Here is an 18140-nt window from a genome sequence, read left to right as displayed (position 1 = left end):
GATCAGACGATCGCCGCTTCGGTCGCCGCAATCATCTCCTCGCGGGTCACGCCGGGGGCGAGTTCGACGATGTGGAGCCCCTTGTGGCTCACATCGAGGACGCCGAGATTGGTGATGATCCGGTCCACCACGGCCTTGCCGGTCAGCGGAAGCGTGCATTCCTTCAGCACCTTGGACTCTCCATGCTTGGACGTGTGGTCCATCACCACGACCACGCGCTTCACCCCCGCGACGAGGTCCATCGCGCCGCCCATGCCCTTCACGAGCTTGCCGGGGATCATCCAGTTGGCGAGGTCGCCCTTTTCCGAAACCTCCATCGCGCCGAGGATCGCCATGGCGATCTTGCCGCCGCGGATCATCGCGAAGCTCTGGGCGCTGTCGAAATAGGCGGTCTGCGGCAGTTCCGTGATCGTCTGCTTGCCGGCGTTGATGAGATCCGGGTCGACCTTGTCCTCAGTCGGGAAAGGGCCCATGCCGAGCATGCCGTTTTCCGACTGCAGCGTCACCTCGATGCCCTCGGGAATGTAATTGGACACGAGCGTCGGGATGCCGATCCCGAGGTTGACGTACATCCCGTCCTCGAGCTCCTGCGCCGCGCGGGCGGCCATCTGATTGCGGTCCCAGGGCATCTGTTATCTCCAGTTCGGGTTTTCGATCGACCGGCGGATATGGTCCAGCGAGGCATCGACCTCGCCAAGCCGGTATTCGAGCATCATGGCGGTGGCGAGCTGCACGACGAGCGCGTTGCGCGCCGTCTGGTCGGTCAGGGTGAAGTGCTTGTGAACGACCCGCTCGGCCGCAGTGATCCATTCGGACATGTCGACGGGAACCTGCTGGCGACGCTTCTCGTTCGCCTGGCGGTCGGCCTCGATTTCTTCGTAGTCCATCCTCCGGCCCTCCTACGCGGCGCGCACGGTGCGCTGTTCGACCCGTTTCTCGTGCTGGCCCTCGATCAGCCGGTGCACGTAGATGCCCGGCAGGTGGATCTGGTCGCCGTCGAGGCTGCCCATCGGGACGATTTCCTCCACCTCGGCCACGCAGATCTTGCCGCAAGTCGCCGCCGGAACGTTGAAGTTCCGCGCGGTCTTGCGGAAGACGAGGTTGCCCGAGGGATCGGCCTTCCAGGCCTTGACGATCGACAGGTCGGCGACGATTCCACGTTCGAGGATGTAGGTCTCGCCGTCGAACTCCTTATGCTCCTTGCCATCGGCGATCACGGTTCCGACGCCGGTCTTGGTGTAGAAGCCGGGGATCCCCGCGCCGCCCGCGCGCATCCGTTCGGCGAGCGTTCCCTGCGGGTTGAATTCGAGTTCGAGTTCCCCGGAAAGATACTGGCGCATGAACTCCGCGTTTTCGCCCACGTAAGAGGAGATCATCTTCTTCACCTGGCGGGTCTGGAGAAGAACTCCGAGGCCGAAATCATCCACGCCGGCGTTGTTTGAGGCGATGGTCAGGTTCTTCACACCGGCATCGCGGATCGCCGCGATCAGGTTTTCGGGGATGCCGCATAGGCCGAAACCGCCGGCGGCAATGAACATGCCGTCATGCAGGAGACCCTCAAGGGCCGCGGCCGCCGAGGTGTAGACTTTCTTCATCACTAGCTCCCTTTTCGCCGTCCAGAAGGTTGTGGCGAAGAGGGGGGGCGCTGTCAATTGCTGCGGCGCAGCTTGCGCGGCGCCGGTCTATTTCCCGGCGGTTTTCGCGGATTTCCCGGTCGTGGCCTTTGAAGCCGTCTTGGCCTTCGCGGTGGTCTTGGATTTCGCTGTGGCCTTCGCCTTGGCCGTCCGGGTCCTGCCCTTGCCTCCCTTGGTCGCCTTTTCCTCGATGAGTTTCAGCGCCTCCTCGAGGGTCACGGCCTCCGGTTCCATCCCCTTGGGCAGCGTCGCGTTGACCTTGCCCCATTTGACGTAAGGGCCATAGCGCCCGGACATGACCGCGAGAGGGCCGCCTTCGGAGGGGTGTTCGCCAAGCTCCTTCAGCGGGGTCTGCGCGTTGCCCGCGCCGCGCCCGGCCTTCTGGGCGAGAACCTCGACCGCGCGGTTCATGCCGATCGTGAAGACCTCCTCGACCTCTGGGAGGTTCGCGTAGATGCGGCCATGCTTCACGTAGGGACCGTATCGGCCGATCCCGGCTTCGACCGGTTCGCCGTCCGAGGGATGGGGGCCGATCTGCCGGGGAAGGTTCAGAAGCATCAGCGCGCGCTCGAGGTCGATCGAGTCGGGGGACCAGCCTTTGGGGAGGCTTGCGCGGGGCGGCTTCGGTTCGGCCTCGGTCGCTTCTCCGCGCTGCACGTAGGGGCCGAAGCGGCCGGTGCGAAGGGTGATCGGCTGGCCATTCTCGTCATGGCCCAGAAGCTTGCCGTCGGCAGTCAGCGCCGCGCCCTCATCTCCGCCCGGGGCGGAAAGGGGACGGGTGTAGCGGCATTCGGGATAGTTCGAGCAGCCGATGAAGGCACCGCCGGAGCGCGCCGTCTTGAGGTTCAGCCGGCCCGAGCCGCAAACCGGGCAGGCGCGCGGGTCGTTACCGTCGGGCCGTGGCGGGTAGAGGTGAGGTGCGAGAAATTCGTCAATTTTCTCAATGACCTCGCTGATCCGGAGATCGGCGGATTCCTTGAGCGCCGCAGTGAAGTCGCGCCAGAAGCGGGCCAGCACTTCCTTGTAGTCTCGCTTGCCGGCGGAGATGTCGTCGAGTTCTTCCTCCAGATCGGCGGTGAAGTCGTACTGGACGTAGCGCGGGAAGAAGTTCGTCAGGAACGCGGTGACGAGGCGGCCCTTGTCCTCGGCGATGAGGCGGCCCTTTTCCTTGCGGACATATTCGCGGTCCTGGATCGTGGTGACGATCGAGGCGTAGGTGGAGGGGCGGCCGATCCCGAGTTCCTCCATGCGCTTCACGAGGGTCGCCTCGGTGTAGCGCGGCGGCGGCTGGGTGAAGTGCTGCTCGGGCGTGATCTGCCGTTTCTCGGCGGGTTCGCCCTGGATCATCTGCGGCAGGCGTGCGCCGTCCTCGCCGTCCTCGTCGTCGCGGCCTTCCTCGTAGATCTTGAGGAACCCGTCGAAGAGCACGACCTGGCCGGTGGCGCGCAGGCCCACCTGTCCGTCGGGGCTCGATATGTCGACCGTCGTGCGTTCGAGGCGCGCGGCCTCCATCTGGCTCGCGATCGTGCGCTTCCAGATCAGATCGTAGAGCTTCTTCTGGTCAGCCTCCAGGCGGAGCTTGTCCGGCGCGGCGGACATGTCCGTGGGCCGGATGCACTCGTGCGCTTCCTGCGCGTTCTTGGCCTTGTTCTTGTACATCCGCGGGGATTTCGGAACGTAGTCCGCGCCGAAGCGGCGGCCGATCTCGTCCCGCGCGGCCATGACGGCCTCGGGCGCCATGTCGATGCCGTCGGTCCGCATGTAGGTGATGTGTCCGGCTTCGTAGAGGCGCTGGGCGGCGGACATGCAGGCCTTGGCGCCCATGCCGAACTTGCGGCTGGCCTCCTGCTGGAGGGTCGAGGTCATGAACGGCGGCGCGGGATTGCGGCTGGCCGGTTTGGATTCGACCCCGGCGATGGACAATGTTCGAGAAGTGATAGCCTGGACGGCAAGCTCCGCCGCTTCGGCCGTCGCGATGTCGAACTTGTCCAGTTTCTTGCCGCCGAGGACGGTCAGCCGCGCCTGGAATTCCTGGCCGCGCGGGGTCGCGAGCGTGGCCGTGACGGTCCAGTATTCGCGGGCACGGAACGCCTCGATCTCCATCTCGCGCTCGACGATTAGGCGAAGGCAGACGGACTGCACCCGGCCCGCCGAGCGGGCTCCGGGAAGCTTGCGCCAGAGCACCGGCGAAAGGTTGAAGCCGACGAGGTAGTCGAGGGCTCGGCGGGCGAGGTAGGCCTCCACCAGTTCCATGTCGATGTCGCGGGGATGGGCCATCGCCTCGGATACGGCGGACTTGGTGATCGCGTTGAAGGTGACGCGGGAGACCTCCTTGCCCTTCTTCAGCGACGAGGCCAGCGCCTCCTTCAGGTGCCAGGAGATCGCTTCACCCTCGCGGTCGGGGTCGGTGGCGAGGATCAGCCGGTTGTCGGACTTGAGCGCTTCGGCGATGGCGCGGACGTGCTTCTTGCTGTCGGATGCCACCTCCCAGGTCATGGCGAATCCCTCGTCCGGGTCCACCGATCCGTCCTTTGCCGGCAGGTCGCGGACGTGGCCGAACGAGGCGAGCACGGTGTAGTCCGGCCCGAGATATTTGTTGATTGTCTTGGCCTTGGCTGGAGATTCTACGACGACGACGGCCATGACTTCCTCTTCGACAACCTGCGAACAGGGGGTGTCCGCTTTGGCGGCGGAACATGTGGGGCAAGGCTGGGGAATGTCAATGACGGGTCGCCGGAAGGGCAGTACGCGATCAGGTGACGCGGGCCAGCAGGCCTCCGGCCTGACGGGCGATGAGGCCTTCCAGTTCGAGCGTGACCAGCCCTTCCGTCACCTCGGCCGCAGGGCGCGCGAGGTCTCGGATCAGCTGGTCTTCGGCGAGCGGCGAGGGTCCGAGTCGGTCGAGGATCTGGCGGTGGAGAGGCGCGGCCTCCGATTGCGTCCCGGCAGTTGCGGCTGCCGGTGAGGCAGGCCGCTGCGGCCGAAGACCGGGTGCAGGCGCGGCGCCCAACGTGGCGATAACGTCTTCGGCGCCGCGCACGAGCGTCGCCCCTTCACGGATCAGCGCGTTGCATCCGCCGGCGCGGCCGTCGAACGGGTGGCCCGGCACGGCCATCACGTCCCGCCCCTGGTCGAGGGCGTTCTTCGCGGTGATGAGGCTGCCGGACTTGGGTGCCGCTTCCACCACGACCACGGCACGTGCCAGGCCGGAGATGATGCGGTTGCGCAGGGGGAAGTGACGCGCCATCGGGTCGAGGCCGATGGGCTGTTCAGACAGGCGCAGAGCCTTCCTCCCGATTTCTTCGGCAAGGGCGGCGTTCTCCGCCGGGTAGATCACGTCCACGCCGCCGGCCTGCACGGCCACGGTCGCGGGGAGGGAGGCGGTGTGAGCGGCCGCATCGATGCCGCGGGCAAGTCCGGAGACAATGGTGCAGCCCGCCGCGGCGAGGTCCCCGGCGAGTTTCCGGGCCATGCGCAGGCCGAGGGAGGACGCGCCGCGCGCGCCAACAAGAGCGACCATCGGGCGGGACAGGAGCGTCAGGTCGCCGAGGGTCCAGAGGAGCGGCGGCGCATCGAAGATCTCGCGGAGTGCGGCAGGATAATTCGGTTGCCCTGCCGCGATCAGGCGCGCGCCGAACTTGCGGCCCGCGCGGAGTTCCGCGAGCGCGACGCCTTCGGGGCAGGGGGCGTAATCCTCGATCCCTGCCGCACTGGCGATGCCTGGCAACGCATTGAGAGCGTCCTGCGCCGAGCCGTGTTCCTGGAGAAGTCGCCAGAACGTCGTCGCGCCGACGCGGCGGGAGCGAATGAGGCGGAGCCAGGACAGTTCATCTTCTTCCGTGGTGGGTGGGGTGATGGGGGTGGTGAAAGAAAACAAACCCTTCTCCATCCTGGCCTCCGCCTCATTCGCAGGACCGAGAATGCGTACGCAAGGTTAACGGCCGGTTACCGGAACCGACCGGTTTCGAGATTCTTTTTCTGGGCACGATGCAAAACCGCGTTGGCCCTTCTTGAGCGTGGTGGGGACGCATGCATGTTCGGCCGAAGAATGCAAAGGGGCGCATGCATATGCATGCGCCCCCGTTCAGCCCGTTCAGATTGCCGTTCAATTACCAAACCCGGCCAAATTCCTCACCCCACGCTTGGTCTTATTGACGGCAAGGTCCTTGTAGGCAGCCCTCAGTTGGGGTTGGCCGGACCATGCTTGTCATGAGACCCGCCGGCCGCGTCGTTCTCTGCCTTGTTGTGATCGCCGGAACTGCCCGGATCGCGTTGCCCCAGCCGTTGTTGCCCTTTGATGGCCCGGGCTCGCAATCCGATGTCACGGCCGGAATCGCCGCGCCTGTGGGAATCCGCGGAGGTTCGGGGCGATCGGCCACGCTGTCTGCTGGGCGGACGAAAACCATCAGGTGGCCCTACTTTCAATATCGGGCCTTAGGTGCGTCAGTGCGGGGCGGGCGCCGAAAGGGGGCAGTTGTCCGAGCCGAGGCCAGAGCCCCAGGCCGCGCGGATCACGCGGCCGATCCGCCCACCGTCAGGCCGCCTATCAGCAGGGTCGGCTGGCCGACGCCCACTGGCACCCACTGCCCGGCCTTGCCGCAATTGCCGATTCCGGGGTCAAGCTTCATGTCGTTGCCGATCGCCCGGATCTTCTGAAGCGCGGTCGCGCCGTCGCCGATCAGCGTCGCGCCCTTCACGGGCGCCCCGATCTTGCCGTTCTGGACGCGGTAGGCCTCGGTGCAGGAGAAGACGAACTTTCCGTTGGTGATGTCGACCTGACCGCCGCCGAAGCCCACGGCGTAGATGCCGTCCTTCACCTCGGCGACGATATCCTCGGGGCGCGCATCACCGCCAAGCATGTAGGTGTTCGTCATCCGCGGCATCGGGATATGGGCGTAGCTTTCCCGCCGCCCGTTGCCCGTGGGGGAGACGCCCATGAGGCGGGCGTTCTGCCTGTCCTGCATGTAGCCGACGAGCACACCGTCCTCGATCAGGACGTTCTTGGCCGAAGGCGTTCCTTCGTCGTCCACGGTGATCGAGCCGCGGCGGTCCGGGATCGTCCCGTCGTCGAGGACGGTCACGCCCTTCGCCGCGACCTGCTGGCCCATCAGACCGGCGAAAGCGGAGGTCTTCTTGCGGTTGAAGTCGCCTTCCAGCCCATGGCCCACCGCTTCGTGGAGGAGAATGCCGGGCCACCCGGCGCCCAGTGCCACGTCCATCACGCCTGCGGGCGCGGGAACTGCCCGCAGGTTGACGAGCGCGATGCGCAATGCCTCGCGCGTCACGCCTTCCCAATGTTCGCGGTCGATCAGGCCCGTCAGGCCCGTGCGTCCGCCTCCGCCGTAGCCGCCCGATTCGCGGCGGCCGTTCTCCTCCACGATCACCGAGACGTTCAGGCGCGTCATCGGGCGGATGTCGGAGACGAGACCCCCTTCGGGGCGCAGGATGAAGACCTCCTGCAGCGAGGCGGCAAGCGTGGCCGACACCTGGATCACGCGGGGATCGAGGGCGCGGGCGAAGGCGTCAATCTCGCGGAGCGTTTCTATCTTCACGCCGAAAGGCGCGCCGGCCATCGGATCCTCGTCACCGTAGAGGCGGCGGTTGGTGCCGGCGGGAGGGGGCGCAATGACCCCGCCGCCTTCGCCAACGGCGAGCCGGGCGGTTTCCGCGGCGCGCTTCAGCGCGGCCTCGCTGATCTCGGTCGAATGGGCGTAGCCGGCGACTTCTCCGCGCACGGCGCGCAGGCCGAAACCTTCGGATGCATCGTAGCTCGCGGTCTTGATGCGGCCGTCATCGAAGACGAGTGCCTCGGAGCGGCGGCGTTCGAGAAACAATTCGCCATCATCGGCCCCCGCGGTCGCCTCGCGAAGAACCGCGAGCGCGCGTTCCTCGTCGAGATGTGTGTCGAAGGGAACGAAGCGGGATTGGGTCATTTTGGGGCCTTTGGCGTTGCTTCTTTGATGCAGGGCGGCGCTGTGTCGCTACAGTTTCGCTTGTCGGGTCCTTTCTAATATGGTTTTAGGGATGCCGCAGACAACGGGGGCGGGCCGCCGAACGAGGTGGGCCCCGGGGCGGCCGAAAAGGCTGCGTCAGGAACGGGAAAACAAGATGCGTTTTGCGACCATTCGAAATGGCCTCTCGGCCGCAATCACCGCAACAGTCTCGGCCGGCGCGGCTCTCGCGCAGGATGGGATTACCGGGCTCGATGTCGTCGGCCACCCGACGCCGGGCGGCAAGGGCTTCCAGCCGGCGTCGACCGAGCTTGCAGTCGACCAGCAGTGGCTCGACGGGTTCATGCACAACATCATGGCGGGTGTCGTCGTGCTGGTGCTGACGCTGCTCGTCATCGTGATACTGCGCTACAACAGCCGCGCCAACCCGAAGCCCGCGCGCTTCTCGCACAACACGCCGCTCGAGATCACCTGGACGCTGGTCCCGGTCGTCATTCTCGTGGCGATCGGCTCCTTCTCGCTGCCGACGCTGTTCAAGCAGCAGCGCATCCCGGAAGGCGACATCGTCATCAAGGCGACGGGCAACCAGTGGTACTGGAGCTACGAGTATCCGGACGAGGAAGTCGCGTTCGACAGCTTCATGCTGGCGAAAGAGGAACTGGCGGACCACGGCTACACGGACGACCTCTACCTTCTCGCCACGGACACCGCTGTCGTGGTGCCGGTCGACACGACTGTCGTGGTGCAGGTCACTGCTTCGGACGTGATTCATTCCTGGACGATCCCCGCCTTTGCAGTGAAGCAGGACGGCGTCCCTGGCCGGATCGCGCAGCTGTGGTTCAAGGCCGACCGCGAAGGCGTCTTCTTCGGTCAGTGCTCGGAACTCTGCGGCAAGGATCACTCCTACATGCCGATTACCGTGAAGGTCGTGAGCCAGCAGGAATACGACGCCTGGCTGCAGCGCACGAAGCAGGCGTCCCTCTCGACGCCGGCTCCGGTGAAGGTGGCTTCGGCCGACTGATGAGCACTTGGCGGGCGTTCGCGCGCCCGCCGATTTGGAAGGACGGGGATGAGCGATCTCAGCGCTTATGACGGAACGCGAGAGGCGGGGTTCGGCGATTACGTCGCGCTCCTGAAGCCGCGCGTCATGTCGCTGGTGGTGTTCACCGCCTTCGTCGGGCTCGCCGTGGCCCCGGTGCACGTCCACCCGCTGGTCGCCTTTGCCTCGATCCTGTTCATCGCGCTCGGCGGCGGCGCCTCGGGTGCGCTGAACATGTGGTACGACGCGGACATCGACCGCGTGATGCGCCGGACCGCCGGCCGTCCGATCCCGGCGGGCCGCGTCGCCGAAGGCGAGGCTCTGGGCCTCGGGCTCGCGCTGTCCGGCATCTCGGTCGTCATGCTGGGACTCGCGGCGAACTGGTTCGCAGGTCTGTTCCTGGCCTTCACGATCTTCTTCTACGCGGTCGTCTACACGATGTGGCTGAAGCGTGTGACGCCGCAGAACATCGTGATCGGCGGCGCGGCCGGCGCCTTCCCTCCGATGATCGGCTGGGCTTGCGCGACGGGAGGCATCTCTGTCGAGAGCGTTCTGATGTTCGCGCTGATCTTCATGTGGACGCCGCCCCATTTCTGGGCGCTGGCTCTGTTCATGAAGGAAGACTACCACCGTGCGGGCGTGCCGATGCTGACCGTGACGCACGGCCGCCGCGCAACGCGGGCGCATATCCTCGTCTACACGATCCTCCTCGCGCCCATCGCACTCGGCCTTGCGGCGACGAGCATCGGCGGACCGGTCTACCTGGCGGCGTCGCTCGTTCTCAACGCGCGCTTCGTGATCGGCGCCTGGCGGATCTGGCGGCGCGACGAAACGCAGGCCGAAGCCGATGGCTACAAGGCAGAGAAGGCTTTTTTCCGCTTCTCCCTCGCCTATCTATTCCTCCACTTCACCGCGCTTCTGGCTGACGCCGCGCTGCGCGGTATCGGGATGGAGATCTGGTGATGGCATTCGGCAAGGAACATGAAATCCACCAGCGCCGGTTCGGGCGGAACCTCGGGCTTGGCGTGGTGCTCGGCGCCTTCGTTGCGCTGGTCTTCGGTCTGACGATCGTGAAGGTTTCGAACGGCGACCCGATGCAGGGCTACGACCATCAGCCGAGTGCGGCGCTTCTGCCCAAGACGGAGGCATCGCAATGAACGCGCCGGGGCCGAACAAGAATGGGCGGACCGCCCTGAAGCTCATCGGGGTCGTGGTGTTCATGGGCGCGGCAGCCTGGGCGGCGGTGCCGTTCTACGACTGGTTCTGCCGGGTCACTGGCTATGCCGGCACGACCAACGTGGCCGAGGCCGGGTCGGACGTCATCCTGGACGAGTACGTGACTGTCCGCTTCGACGCGAACGTCGAACGCGGCATGCCTTGGGAATTCCGCCCGAAGCAGCACGAGATGCGGCTCAAGATCGGCGAGACGGGGCTTGCGTTCTACGAGGCGTACAATCCGACCGACAGGCCCGTCGCGGGAACGGCGTCCTACAACGTCTCGCCCGATCTGGCCGGCTACTACTTCTCGAAGATCGAATGCTTCTGTTTCACCGAGCAGGTTCTGCAACCGGGAGAGCGGATCGAGATGCCGGTGAGTTTCTTTGTCGATCCGGAACTCGTCGAAGATCCGGACGCTGGATATATCCGGAACATCACGCTTTCTTATACCTTCCACGAAACCGAACTGCCGGAGGAGCAGGCGGGACTTTCGCCCTCCTCGAAGGCAGCATACAACTGAAGCGCAATCAGGGACACGGAAATGGCGCACGCGAAGAACCACGATTATCACATCCTGCCGCCCTCGATCTGGCCATTCCTCGGCGCTGTCGGCGGCTTCGTAATGCTCTTCGGGGCGGTCCTTTGGATGAAGGCGGACCCGCCTTTCATCTTCCTGATCGGCCTCGCGCTCGTTCTCTATGTCATGTACGGCTGGTGGACCGATGTCGTGCACGAGGCGCGCGTCGGCGACCACACCCCGGTCGTGCGGATCGGCCTGCGCTATGGCTTCATCCTGTTCATCATGTCCGAGGTGATGTTCTTCTCGGCGTGGTTCTGGACCTTCTTCAAGCACGCGCTCTACCCGATGGGGCCGATGTCGCCGCTGCAGGACGGCGTCTGGCCGCCGGAAGGGATCCAGACCTTCGATCCCTGGCACCTGCCGCTGATCAACACGCTGATCCTGCTCTGCTCGGGCGCTGCGGTGACCTGGGCGCACCACGCGCTTGTGCATGAGAACAACCGCAAGGACGTCGTGAACGGCCTCGCGCTGGCCGTCGTGCTGGGCGCTATCTTCACCTTCTTCCAGGCTTACGAATACAGCCACGCCGGCTTCGGCTTCGCCGGCAACATCTACGGCGCGTCCTTCTTCATGGCGACGGGCTTTCACGGTGCGCACGTGATCATCGGGACGATCTTCCTGTTCGTCTGCATGCTGCGTGCGATGAAGGGCGACTTCACGCCGGAGCAGCACGTAGGCTTCGAGGCGGCGGCCTGGTACTGGCACTTCGTCGACGTCGTCTGGCTGTTCCTCTTCGCGGCGATCTACATCTGGGGCGGTTGAGCGCCCCCAACCGACTGAGACACGAGGGCGCGGGGCTTCAGGGCTCCGCGCCTTTTCCATCCAGGGAGACCCTTCACCCATGCGCCGCATCCTCTTTCCCCTGATCCTCGGCCTCGGCGGAATCGCCGTGCTGATCGGGCTGGGCGTCTGGCAGTTGCAGCGGATGGAGTGGAAGGCGGGCGTTCTGGCCGGCATCAACGCGCGGCTCTCGGCGGAACCGATCGCACTTGCAGACCTCGAGGCGCCGGACCCCGAAGCGATGGATTACCAGGCCGTCGACCTGTCGGGCCGCTCGACCGGGGAAGAGATCCTCGTTCTTTCCGGGAAGAAAGGCGTCGGTGCCGGCTACCGCGTGATATCGGCATTCGAAACGGCAGAAGGGCGGCGCGTCATGCTCGACCGCGGCTTCGTGCCGGAGGATGCGCGGCGGGCGGAACGTCCGCCCGTGGCGCTGGACGTGAAGGGGAACCTACTGTGGCCGGACGATGCGGACAGCTTCACCCCGCCGCCGGACATGGGCCAGCGGATGTGGTTCGCCCGCGACGTAGCGACGATGTCCGAGACGCTGGACACGGAGCCGGTCCTGGTCGTCCTGCGCGAGGCCGAGGGCGACCTGCAGGGGGTCGAACCCGTGCCGGTCGACACCTCGGGCATCCCGAACGACCATTTCGGCTATGCGATGACCTGGTTTTCGCTCGCCCTTGTCTGGGCGGGGATGACAGCGTTCCTCCTCTGGCGTATCAGGGCGAGAACAATCTGAGGCAGGCAATATGCGGTATATCTCGACGCGCGGGGCCGCCCCCGAGCTGACTTTCTCCGAAGCGATGATGACGGGCCTTGCCCGGGATGGCGGTCTTTACGTGCCTGCGGAGGTGCCGGTCATGGCGCCCGAGGACATCGCCGCGCTGGCAGGGCTGTCCTACGAGGAGGCGGCCTTCCGGGTGATGCGCCCCTTCGTGGGCGACAGCTTCTCCGACGAGGAGTTCCGGGCGATCATCGGGCGCGCCTACGAGGGCTTCCGTCACGACGCCCGCGCGCCCCTGGTGCAACTTGGCCCGAACCACTTCCTGCTGGAACTGTTCCACGGTCCGACGCTCGCGTTCAAGGACTTCGCCATGCAGTTGATCGGCCAGCTGTTCCAGGCCGCGCTGGCGCGCGAGGGGCGGCGGGTTACGATCGTCGGCGCGACGTCGGGCGACACGGGTTCGGCCGCGATCGAGGCTTTCCGCGGGCTCGACAACGTCGACGTCTTCATCCTCTACCCGCATGGCCGGGTGTCGGAAATCCAGCGGCGGCAGATGACGACGCCGTCGGAATCGAACGTCCACGCGCTGGCTCTGCATGGTGACTTCGACGACTGCCAGGCGCGCCTGAAGGACATGTTCAACCATTTCGAGTTCCGCGATGGCGTGGGACTCGCGGGCGTCAACTCGATCAACTGGGCGCGGGTGCTGGCGCAGGTCGTCTACTACTTCACGGCGGCGGTTTCGCTTGGCGCACCGCACCGCAAGGTGAGCTTCTCGGTGCCCACCGGGAACTTCGGCGACATCTACGCAGGCTCGATCGCCAAGCGGATGGGACTCCCGGTCGAGACGCTGTTCGTCGCGACGAACCAGAACGATATCCTTCACCGATGCCTGACCACGGGGCGCTACGAAGTCGACGGCGTGAAGCCGTCGATCAGCCCCTCGATGGATATCCAGGTATCCTCGAACTTCGAGCGCGCGCTGTTCGACGCCTACGACGGCGACGGCAACGCGGTGGCGCAGCTCATGGCGGAATTGAAGGCCGATGGCGGCTTCACGGTGAGCCAGGGCGCGCTCGAGGCGCTGCGCGCGACCTTTTCCTCGGGCCGCGCATCGGAGGAGGAGACGAAGGCCGCGATCCGCGATTTCCACGCGCGGACGGGCGAGGTTCTCTGCCCGCACACGGCGGTCGGCGTAAAGGTCGCGGAGGAGCATCTTGGCGCCGTGCCCATGGTTACGCTCTCCACTGCGCATCCGGCGAAGTTCCCCGACGCGGTCGAGGCCGCCACGGGCGTGCGGCCGGGACTGCCCGCCCACATGCAGGGTATCATGACGGCGAAGGAGCGTGTGACCGAGGTCCCGAACGACCTCGCGGCGCTCGAAGCCCTCATCCACGAAAGGCGGGCGCGGTGACGGTACGGCTGACGACGCTTCCGAACGGCTTCCGGATCGCCACCGAGGCGATGCCGGGGCTGGGGTCCGCCACGCTTGGCCTTTGGATCAATGCGGGCGGCCGGCACGAGCGGTTCGAGCAGAACGGGATCGCTCATTTCCTCGAACACATGGCGTTCAAGGGAACGAAGCGGCGTTCGGCCCTGCAGATCGCCGAGGCCATCGAGGATGTGGGCGGCTACATCAACGCCTACACCTCGCGCGAGGCGACGGCCTACTACGCGCGGGTGCTGGCGGCGGACGTGCCGCTGGCGCTCGACGTGATTTCGGACATCGTGTTGAACCCGGTCTTCGATCCGAAGGAGATCGAAGTCGAGCGCCACGTGATCCTGCAGGAGATCGGCCAGGCGCTGGACACGCCGGACGACATCATCTTCGATTGGCTGCAGGAAGCGGCCTATCCCGACCAGCCGATCGGGCGGACGATCCTTGGCCCCGCCGAGCGCGTATCGGCCTTCGGGCGCGGGGACCTTCAGGGCTTCGTGCGCGAGCATTACGGACCGGACCAGATGATCCTGTCGGCCGCCGGCGCGGTCGATCACGACGCGCTCGTGCATTTGGCCGAGGAAATCTTCGGCGCCCTCAAGCCCTCGGGGGCCTTCACGCCCGAACGCGCGCGATGGCAGGGTGCGGAACGGCGGGAGGTGAAGGATCTCGAGCAGGTCCATTTCGCGCTGGCCTTCGAGGGGCCGGCCTACCGCGATCCCGAGTTCCACGCGGCGCAGGTCTTCACCACCGCGCTTGGCGGCGGCATGTCCTCGCGGCTCTTCCAGAAGATCCGGGAGGAGCGGGGCCTCTGCTATTCGATCTACGCCCAGGCCGGGAGCTATGACGACACCGGCATGGTCACGATCTACGCCGGCACCTCCGCCGAGGAGATCGGGGATCTCTGCGGTCTGACCGTGGACGAGCTCAAGCGCGCGGCCGGGGATATGAGCGAGGCCGAAGTCGCGCGTGCCCGGGCTCAGCTCAAGGCGGGGCTCCTGATGGGGCTGGAAAGCCCGTCGGCGCGCGCAGAGCGCATGGCGCGGATGCTGGCGATCTGGGGCCGCGTGCCAACGATCGAGGAGACGACCGCCAAATACGAGGCGGTGACGCTTGCCGACGCACGTGCCTTCGGCGAGCGGATGGCGGACAGGGCGGGCGCTGCGCTCGCGCTCTACGGGCCGGTTTCCGCAGCGCCGACGCTGGAGGAACTGCGCGAAAGGCTCGCCGCCTGATGTTCGCACGCCCTCGCAAGGTCCGGATCGAGACGGAACGGATGACCTTGCGGCTGCCGGCACATGGCGACTACCGCCCCTGGTCCTGGCTACGCAAGGAAAGCCGGGACTTCCTGATCCCGTGGGAGCCGACCTGGGCCGCCGACCACCTGACGCGGCGCTCCTTCACGAACCGCGTCTACTGGGCGGGCCGGGCTGTCTCCGGGGGAACGGCGCTGCCCCTGTTCCTGATCCGGCGCTCCGACGAGGCGCTTCTGGGGGCAATCACGCTCGACAACATCCGCCGGGGCCCGGCGCAGGCCGGGACGCTCGGCTACTGGATCGGAGAGAGCTATTCCCGGCAGGGCTACATGCGCGAGGCGATCTCGGCAGTCGTCCATTACGCCTTCACCACGCTCGACCTCTCGCGCATCGAGGCGGCCTGCCTGCCCGAGAACGCGGCCTCGCGCGGCGTGCTGGAAAAGAGCGGCTTCAAGTACGAGGGCGTCGCGCAAAGCTATCTCCAGATCAACGGGAGATGGCGCAACCACGTGCTCTACGCGAACCTGAGAAACGACCGGCGCGGGCGGACCGACGCGCGCTGAGCGGCGCGGCAGGGCGGGGGCCTCCTTGGGCGCCACACGATATTTCCAGCCAGGGGAAGATGCGGTCCCTCGCGTGACGTTCGCGGCGAATGCGCTATGCTCCTTCGGCGGGAGGTGTTCGAGATGTTCCGGATTGCCGCGCTTCTGTCCTGTCTTGCCCTGCCTGTCGTGGCGCAGGAGCGGATTCCGAGCCACTGCATCGCATTGGCGGAAAACGCTCCCGCGGTCGAGGTTCTCTACAAGGCGGGGTTCGGTGACGCCCTGGCCGAAGATGCCGTGAGGCTTAGCTATGTCGCGCACGCGACCTTCGTTCTCGAGACGGCGGGCGGGCTGACCGTGGCGACGGACTACACCGGGTCTTTCGCGCTCGGGAACCTGGTGCCGGACGTGGTGACGATGAACCACGCGCATGAGACGCATTGGACGTCGGAGCCCGACGCCCGCATCCCGCACGTTCTGGAAGGCTGGGGGCCGTTCGGGGCAGGGGTGGAACATTACCTCGACCTCGGAGAGATGCTGATCCGGAACGTTTCCACGGATATCCGGTCGTTCGGCGGGGTGGAGGAGAAGGGCAACTCGATCTTCGTCTTCGAGGTGGCGGGGCTCTGCATCGGTCATCTCGGGCACCTGCATCAGGAGCCGAGCCCCGAGCAATACGCGATGCTGGGGCGGCTCGACGTGGTAATGGCGCCGGTCGATGGCGGATACACACTGGACCTTGCGACCATGATCCGCGTGCTGAAGCGTCTTCGTGCCTCGATCGTGATCCCGATGCACTGGTTCGGGGACGGGACGTTGCAGGCCTTCCTCGACGGGATGGAGGAGGAGTTCGCCGTTGAGCGGCGCGGGGAGAATTCGCTTGAAGTCTCGCTGAGGACGCTGCCAAGCCGCCCGACCGTCGTCGTTCTTCGGCCCGGGCGGCTGCAGTGACGGCCTGGGTCGCGCTTCTGCGCGGTGTGAATATCGGCGGGCACCACAAGCTTCCCATGGCCAAGTTGCGCCGGGTCCTGGCGGAACTCGGCTTCGAGGATGTCGCCACATACATCCAGAGCGGTAACGCGGTCTTCCGCTCGGGCGGCGCGGCCGAGGCGATAGGGGACGCGATCGGCGAAGCCATCGCGGCGCGCTTCGGCTTCCGCCCACATGTCTTCGTGCTCCGCGCCGATGCGCTCCATTCCGCGCTCGCCAGGAATCCTTTCATGGCAGAGGCGGAAGCGGACGGGCGGAAGGTGCATTTCCTCTTCCTCGCAGATGCGCTTCCGCCCGGCACTGTCGAGGCGTTGAACGCAGTGGCGGGACAGGGCGAGAGCGCACGGCTTGAAGGTAACGTTCTCTATCTCCACACGCCCGAAGGCTTCGGCCGCTCTGCCCTCGCGAGGGCAGCGACGCGCCTCAAGCTGCCCATGACCGGACGGAATGCCCGCAGCGTAGCCGAGATCTCGGCGATCGCGCGCGGGCTCTGACTTGTGCAATTACGGTTCCCATGCTTCACGGGGGGCGTGGAGGACCGCCGATGCTGAACCCCGCCGATGACGCCTTTTCCGAACGACTGGCCGCCCGCCTGCCGCAGGGGCGTCTGCGCCCGGCCGAGCCCGGCTACCTGGAAGAGCCGCGCGGACGTTTCCGGGGCGAGGCTGGGCTTCTCGCGCTGCCGCGATCTACCGCCGAAGTGGCAGAGATCGTCCGGGCCTGCGCCGAGGCACGCGTCGGGATCGTGCCCCGAGGCGGCGGAACCGGGTTGGTCTGCGGGCAGGTCATGCCCGAAGGCCCGGTCCCCGTGATCCTCTCGCTGGAACGGATGGCGGCGGTACGCGGCGTGTGGCCCGAGGAAAACGTGATGATCGCCGAGGCGGGCGCGACGCTTGCCGAGGTGCAGGCTGCGGCGCGGGAGGCCGGGAAGCTCTTTCCACTGTCCATCGCCTCTGAAGGCACAGCGCGGATCGGCGGCAACCTGTCCACGAACGCGGGCGGCGTGAACGTCCTGCGCTACGGCAATACGCGCGACCTGTGCCTGGGGATCGAGGCGGTGTTGCCAGACGGTTCGATCATGGGCGGGCTGAAGCGGCTTCGGAAGGACAACACGGGCTATGACCTGCGCAACCTCCTGATCGGGGCGGAGGGCACGCTTGGCGTGATCACCGCGGCGACGCTCAGGCTGCACCCTATTCCGGCGGCCGAGGGTTCCGCCTATTTCGCGGTCGCGCGTCCCGCGGCGGCGCTGTTGCTTCTGGCACTGGCCCAGGAGCGGACAGGGGGCTGCGTTTCGGTCTTCGAACTCATCAGCCGGCAGGGGCTCGATTTCCTCGACGAGGTTGGCCCCGCAACCCGCAGGCCGTTCGCCGAAAGCCCCGAATGGATGGTGCTGATCGAGCTTGGCCTCCCCGAAGGGCTCAATCCCGAGGAAACGCTCATGGGCCTCTTCGCCAAGGCCGAGGCGCAGGGCTGGGTCAGTGACGGAGTGATCGCGCAGAGCCTTTCGGACCGGGAGGATTTCCGCCGTCTGCGGGAATCGCTGCCTGAGGCGAACCGCCGGATCGGCGCGATCTCTTCGCACGACATTTCGCTGCCGCTGAGTGCCGTTCCGGAGTTCCTGGATCGCGCCCCGTCGGCGCTCGCGCGGATCGCCGACGTGCGGATCAACTGTTTCGGGCATCTTGGGGACGGGAACCTGCATTACAACGTTTTCCCACCGAAGGGTCGGCATCGGGACGAGTTCAAGACCAGGATCGCGGAGGTGAAGACCTGCGTGCACGACTTGGTGCATGAATACGGCGGTTCGGTCAGCGCGGAGCACGGGATCGGGCGACTGAAGGTCGAGGACCTGGAGAAATACGGCGACCCTGCGAAGATCGCCGCGATGCGGGCGATCAAGGCGGCCCTTGATCCCTTCGGCATCATGAATCCGGGGGCGGTGCTCGCGGGATAGTTCTCCGGGAACGCGAAACGCCCCGCCA

18 protein-coding genes are annotated in these 18140 nt (G+C 66.2%); 12 read left to right on the top strand and 6 right to left on the bottom strand.

Annotated features, from left to right (window positions below):
• Positions 1–2 precede the first annotated feature (2 nt).
• The 6 genes from ABCN56_RS05675 to tldD all read right to left on the bottom strand — a co-directional run bounded on the left by ABCN56_RS05675 (position 3) and on the right by tldD (position 7567).
• On the bottom strand, positions 3–629 hold the full coding sequence (locus ABCN56_RS05675; RefSeq protein ID WP_343079785.1) for a 3-oxoacid CoA-transferase subunit B: 627 nt from the start codon (positions 627–629) through the stop codon (positions 3–5).
• Positions 630–632: 3 nt separating this feature from the next.
• Complete coding sequence (locus ABCN56_RS05670; protein WP_343079784.1) at positions 633–887, bottom strand: hypothetical protein; 255 nt, start codon at positions 885–887, stop codon at positions 633–635.
• Between the two features lie 12 nt (positions 888–899).
• A complete protein-coding gene (locus tag ABCN56_RS05665; protein WP_343079783.1) occupies positions 900–1595 on the bottom strand; it encodes a CoA transferase subunit A in 696 nt (231 codons plus the stop codon).
• 87 nt (positions 1596–1682) lie between these two features.
• Entirely contained in the window at positions 1683–4277 is a 2595-nt protein-coding gene (gene topA / locus ABCN56_RS05660) for a type I DNA topoisomerase (protein WP_343079782.1), read from the bottom strand.
• A 109-nt stretch (positions 4278–4386) separates the two neighbouring features.
• Entirely contained in the window at positions 4387–5523 is a 1137-nt protein-coding gene (gene dprA, locus ABCN56_RS05655) for a DNA-processing protein DprA (protein ID WP_343079781.1), read from the bottom strand.
• Between the two features lie 622 nt (positions 5524–6145).
• Entirely contained in the window at positions 6146–7567 is a 1422-nt protein-coding gene (tldD, locus tag ABCN56_RS05650) for a metalloprotease TldD (protein ID WP_343079780.1), read from the bottom strand.
• Positions 7568–7742: 175 nt separating this feature from the next.
• Here tldD and coxB point away from each other — a divergent pair, with 175 nt between their 5' ends.
• The 12 genes from coxB to ABCN56_RS05590 all read left to right on the top strand — a co-directional run bounded on the left by coxB (position 7743) and on the right by ABCN56_RS05590 (position 18112).
• Positions 7743–8606, top strand: a complete 864-nt coding sequence (coxB, locus tag ABCN56_RS05645) for a cytochrome c oxidase subunit II (protein WP_343079779.1) — start codon at positions 7743–7745, stop codon at positions 8604–8606.
• 48 nt (positions 8607–8654) lie between these two features.
• On the top strand, positions 8655–9587 hold the full coding sequence (cyoE, locus tag ABCN56_RS05640; RefSeq protein ID WP_343079778.1) for a heme o synthase: 933 nt from the start codon (positions 8655–8657) through the stop codon (positions 9585–9587).
• Positions 9587–9781: a hypothetical protein gene (locus ABCN56_RS05635; protein ID WP_343079777.1), complete on the top strand. Its 195-nt coding sequence runs from the start codon at positions 9587–9589 to the stop codon at positions 9779–9781. The genes cyoE and ABCN56_RS05635 overlap by 1 nt, the downstream gene beginning before the upstream one ends.
• Complete coding sequence (locus ABCN56_RS05630; protein WP_343079776.1) at positions 9778–10362, top strand: cytochrome c oxidase assembly protein; 585 nt, start codon at positions 9778–9780, stop codon at positions 10360–10362. Before ABCN56_RS05635 ends, ABCN56_RS05630 begins: the two co-directional genes overlap by 4 nt.
• A 21-nt stretch (positions 10363–10383) precedes the next feature.
• Entirely contained in the window at positions 10384–11184 is an 801-nt protein-coding gene (locus ABCN56_RS05625) for a cytochrome c oxidase subunit 3 (protein ID WP_343079775.1), read from the top strand.
• A 79-nt stretch (positions 11185–11263) separates the two neighbouring features.
• Positions 11264–11944 (top strand): SURF1 family protein, encoded by a 681-nt coding sequence (locus ABCN56_RS05620; RefSeq protein WP_343079774.1) that lies wholly within the window; start codon positions 11264–11266, stop codon positions 11942–11944.
• A gap of 10 nt (positions 11945–11954) precedes the next feature.
• Positions 11955–13343, top strand: coding sequence for a threonine synthase (gene thrC, locus ABCN56_RS05615; RefSeq protein ID WP_343079773.1), 1389 nt, complete (start codon positions 11955–11957; stop codon positions 13341–13343).
• The gene (locus ABCN56_RS05610; RefSeq protein ID WP_343079772.1) at positions 13340–14602 is read left to right on the top strand and encodes a M16 family metallopeptidase; all 1263 of its coding nucleotides are present in this window, start codon (positions 13340–13342) and stop codon (positions 14600–14602) included. Before thrC ends, ABCN56_RS05610 begins: the two co-directional genes overlap by 4 nt.
• The gene (locus tag ABCN56_RS05605) at positions 14602–15186 is read left to right on the top strand and encodes a GNAT family N-acetyltransferase (protein ID WP_343079771.1); all 585 of its coding nucleotides are present in this window, start codon (positions 14602–14604) and stop codon (positions 15184–15186) included. The genes ABCN56_RS05610 and ABCN56_RS05605 overlap by 1 nt, the downstream gene beginning before the upstream one ends.
• Before the next feature lie 123 nt (positions 15187–15309).
• Positions 15310–16116, top strand: coding sequence for an MBL fold metallo-hydrolase (locus ABCN56_RS05600; protein WP_343079770.1), 807 nt, complete (start codon positions 15310–15312; stop codon positions 16114–16116).
• Positions 16113–16649, top strand: coding sequence for a DUF1697 domain-containing protein (locus ABCN56_RS05595; protein ID WP_343079769.1), 537 nt, complete (start codon positions 16113–16115; stop codon positions 16647–16649). Before ABCN56_RS05600 ends, ABCN56_RS05595 begins: the two co-directional genes overlap by 4 nt.
• Before the next feature lie 50 nt (positions 16650–16699).
• The gene (locus ABCN56_RS05590) at positions 16700–18112 is read left to right on the top strand and encodes an FAD-binding oxidoreductase (RefSeq protein ID WP_343079768.1); all 1413 of its coding nucleotides are present in this window, start codon (positions 16700–16702) and stop codon (positions 18110–18112) included.
• The last annotated feature ends 28 nt before the right edge of the window (positions 18113–18140 follow it).

The organism is Ostreiculturibacter nitratireducens, from assembly GCF_032670585.1.
GTDB lineage: Bacteria > Pseudomonadota > Alphaproteobacteria > Rhodobacterales > Rhodobacteraceae > Ostreiculturibacter > Ostreiculturibacter nitratireducens.
This window is presented reverse-complemented; position numbering and strand designations above follow the sequence as displayed.

What these genes read in the sequence shown, in the direction of transcription:
- ABCN56_RS05630 (WP_343079776.1), top strand. Translation starts at nt 9,778, where the DNA reads ATGAACGCGCCGGGGCCGAACAAGAATGGGCGGACCGCCCTGAAGCTC.
- topA (WP_343079782.1), bottom strand. Translation starts at nt 4,277, where the DNA reads ATGGCCGTCGTCGTCGTAGAATCTCCAGCCAAGGCCAAGACAATCAAC.
- cyoE (WP_343079778.1), top strand. Translation starts at nt 8,655, where the DNA reads ATGAGCGATCTCAGCGCTTATGACGGAACGCGAGAGGCGGGGTTCGGC.
- ABCN56_RS05635 (WP_343079777.1), top strand. Translation starts at nt 9,587, where the DNA reads ATGGCATTCGGCAAGGAACATGAAATCCACCAGCGCCGGTTCGGGCGG.
- ABCN56_RS05605 (WP_343079771.1), top strand. Translation starts at nt 14,602, where the DNA reads ATGTTCGCACGCCCTCGCAAGGTCCGGATCGAGACGGAACGGATGACC.
- tldD (WP_343079780.1), bottom strand. Translation starts at nt 7,567, where the DNA reads ATGACCCAATCCCGCTTCGTTCCCTTCGACACACATCTCGACGAGGAA.
- coxB (WP_343079779.1), top strand. Translation starts at nt 7,743, where the DNA reads ATGCGTTTTGCGACCATTCGAAATGGCCTCTCGGCCGCAATCACCGCA.
- ABCN56_RS05670 (WP_343079784.1), bottom strand. Translation starts at nt 887, where the DNA reads ATGGACTACGAAGAAATCGAGGCCGACCGCCAGGCGAACGAGAAGCGT.
- ABCN56_RS05620 (WP_343079774.1), top strand. Translation starts at nt 11,264, where the DNA reads ATGCGCCGCATCCTCTTTCCCCTGATCCTCGGCCTCGGCGGAATCGCC.
- ABCN56_RS05590 (WP_343079768.1), top strand. Translation starts at nt 16,700, where the DNA reads ATGCTGAACCCCGCCGATGACGCCTTTTCCGAACGACTGGCCGCCCGC.
- ABCN56_RS05665 (WP_343079783.1), bottom strand. Translation starts at nt 1,595, where the DNA reads ATGAAGAAAGTCTACACCTCGGCGGCCGCGGCCCTTGAGGGTCTCCTG.
- dprA (WP_343079781.1), bottom strand. Translation starts at nt 5,523, where the DNA reads ATGGAGAAGGGTTTGTTTTCTTTCACCACCCCCATCACCCCACCCACC.
- ABCN56_RS05625 (WP_343079775.1), top strand. Translation starts at nt 10,384, where the DNA reads ATGGCGCACGCGAAGAACCACGATTATCACATCCTGCCGCCCTCGATC.
- ABCN56_RS05675 (WP_343079785.1), bottom strand. Translation starts at nt 629, where the DNA reads ATGCCCTGGGACCGCAATCAGATGGCCGCCCGCGCGGCGCAGGAGCTC.
- ABCN56_RS05600 (WP_343079770.1), top strand. Translation starts at nt 15,310, where the DNA reads ATGTTCCGGATTGCCGCGCTTCTGTCCTGTCTTGCCCTGCCTGTCGTG.
- thrC (WP_343079773.1), top strand. Translation starts at nt 11,955, where the DNA reads ATGCGGTATATCTCGACGCGCGGGGCCGCCCCCGAGCTGACTTTCTCC.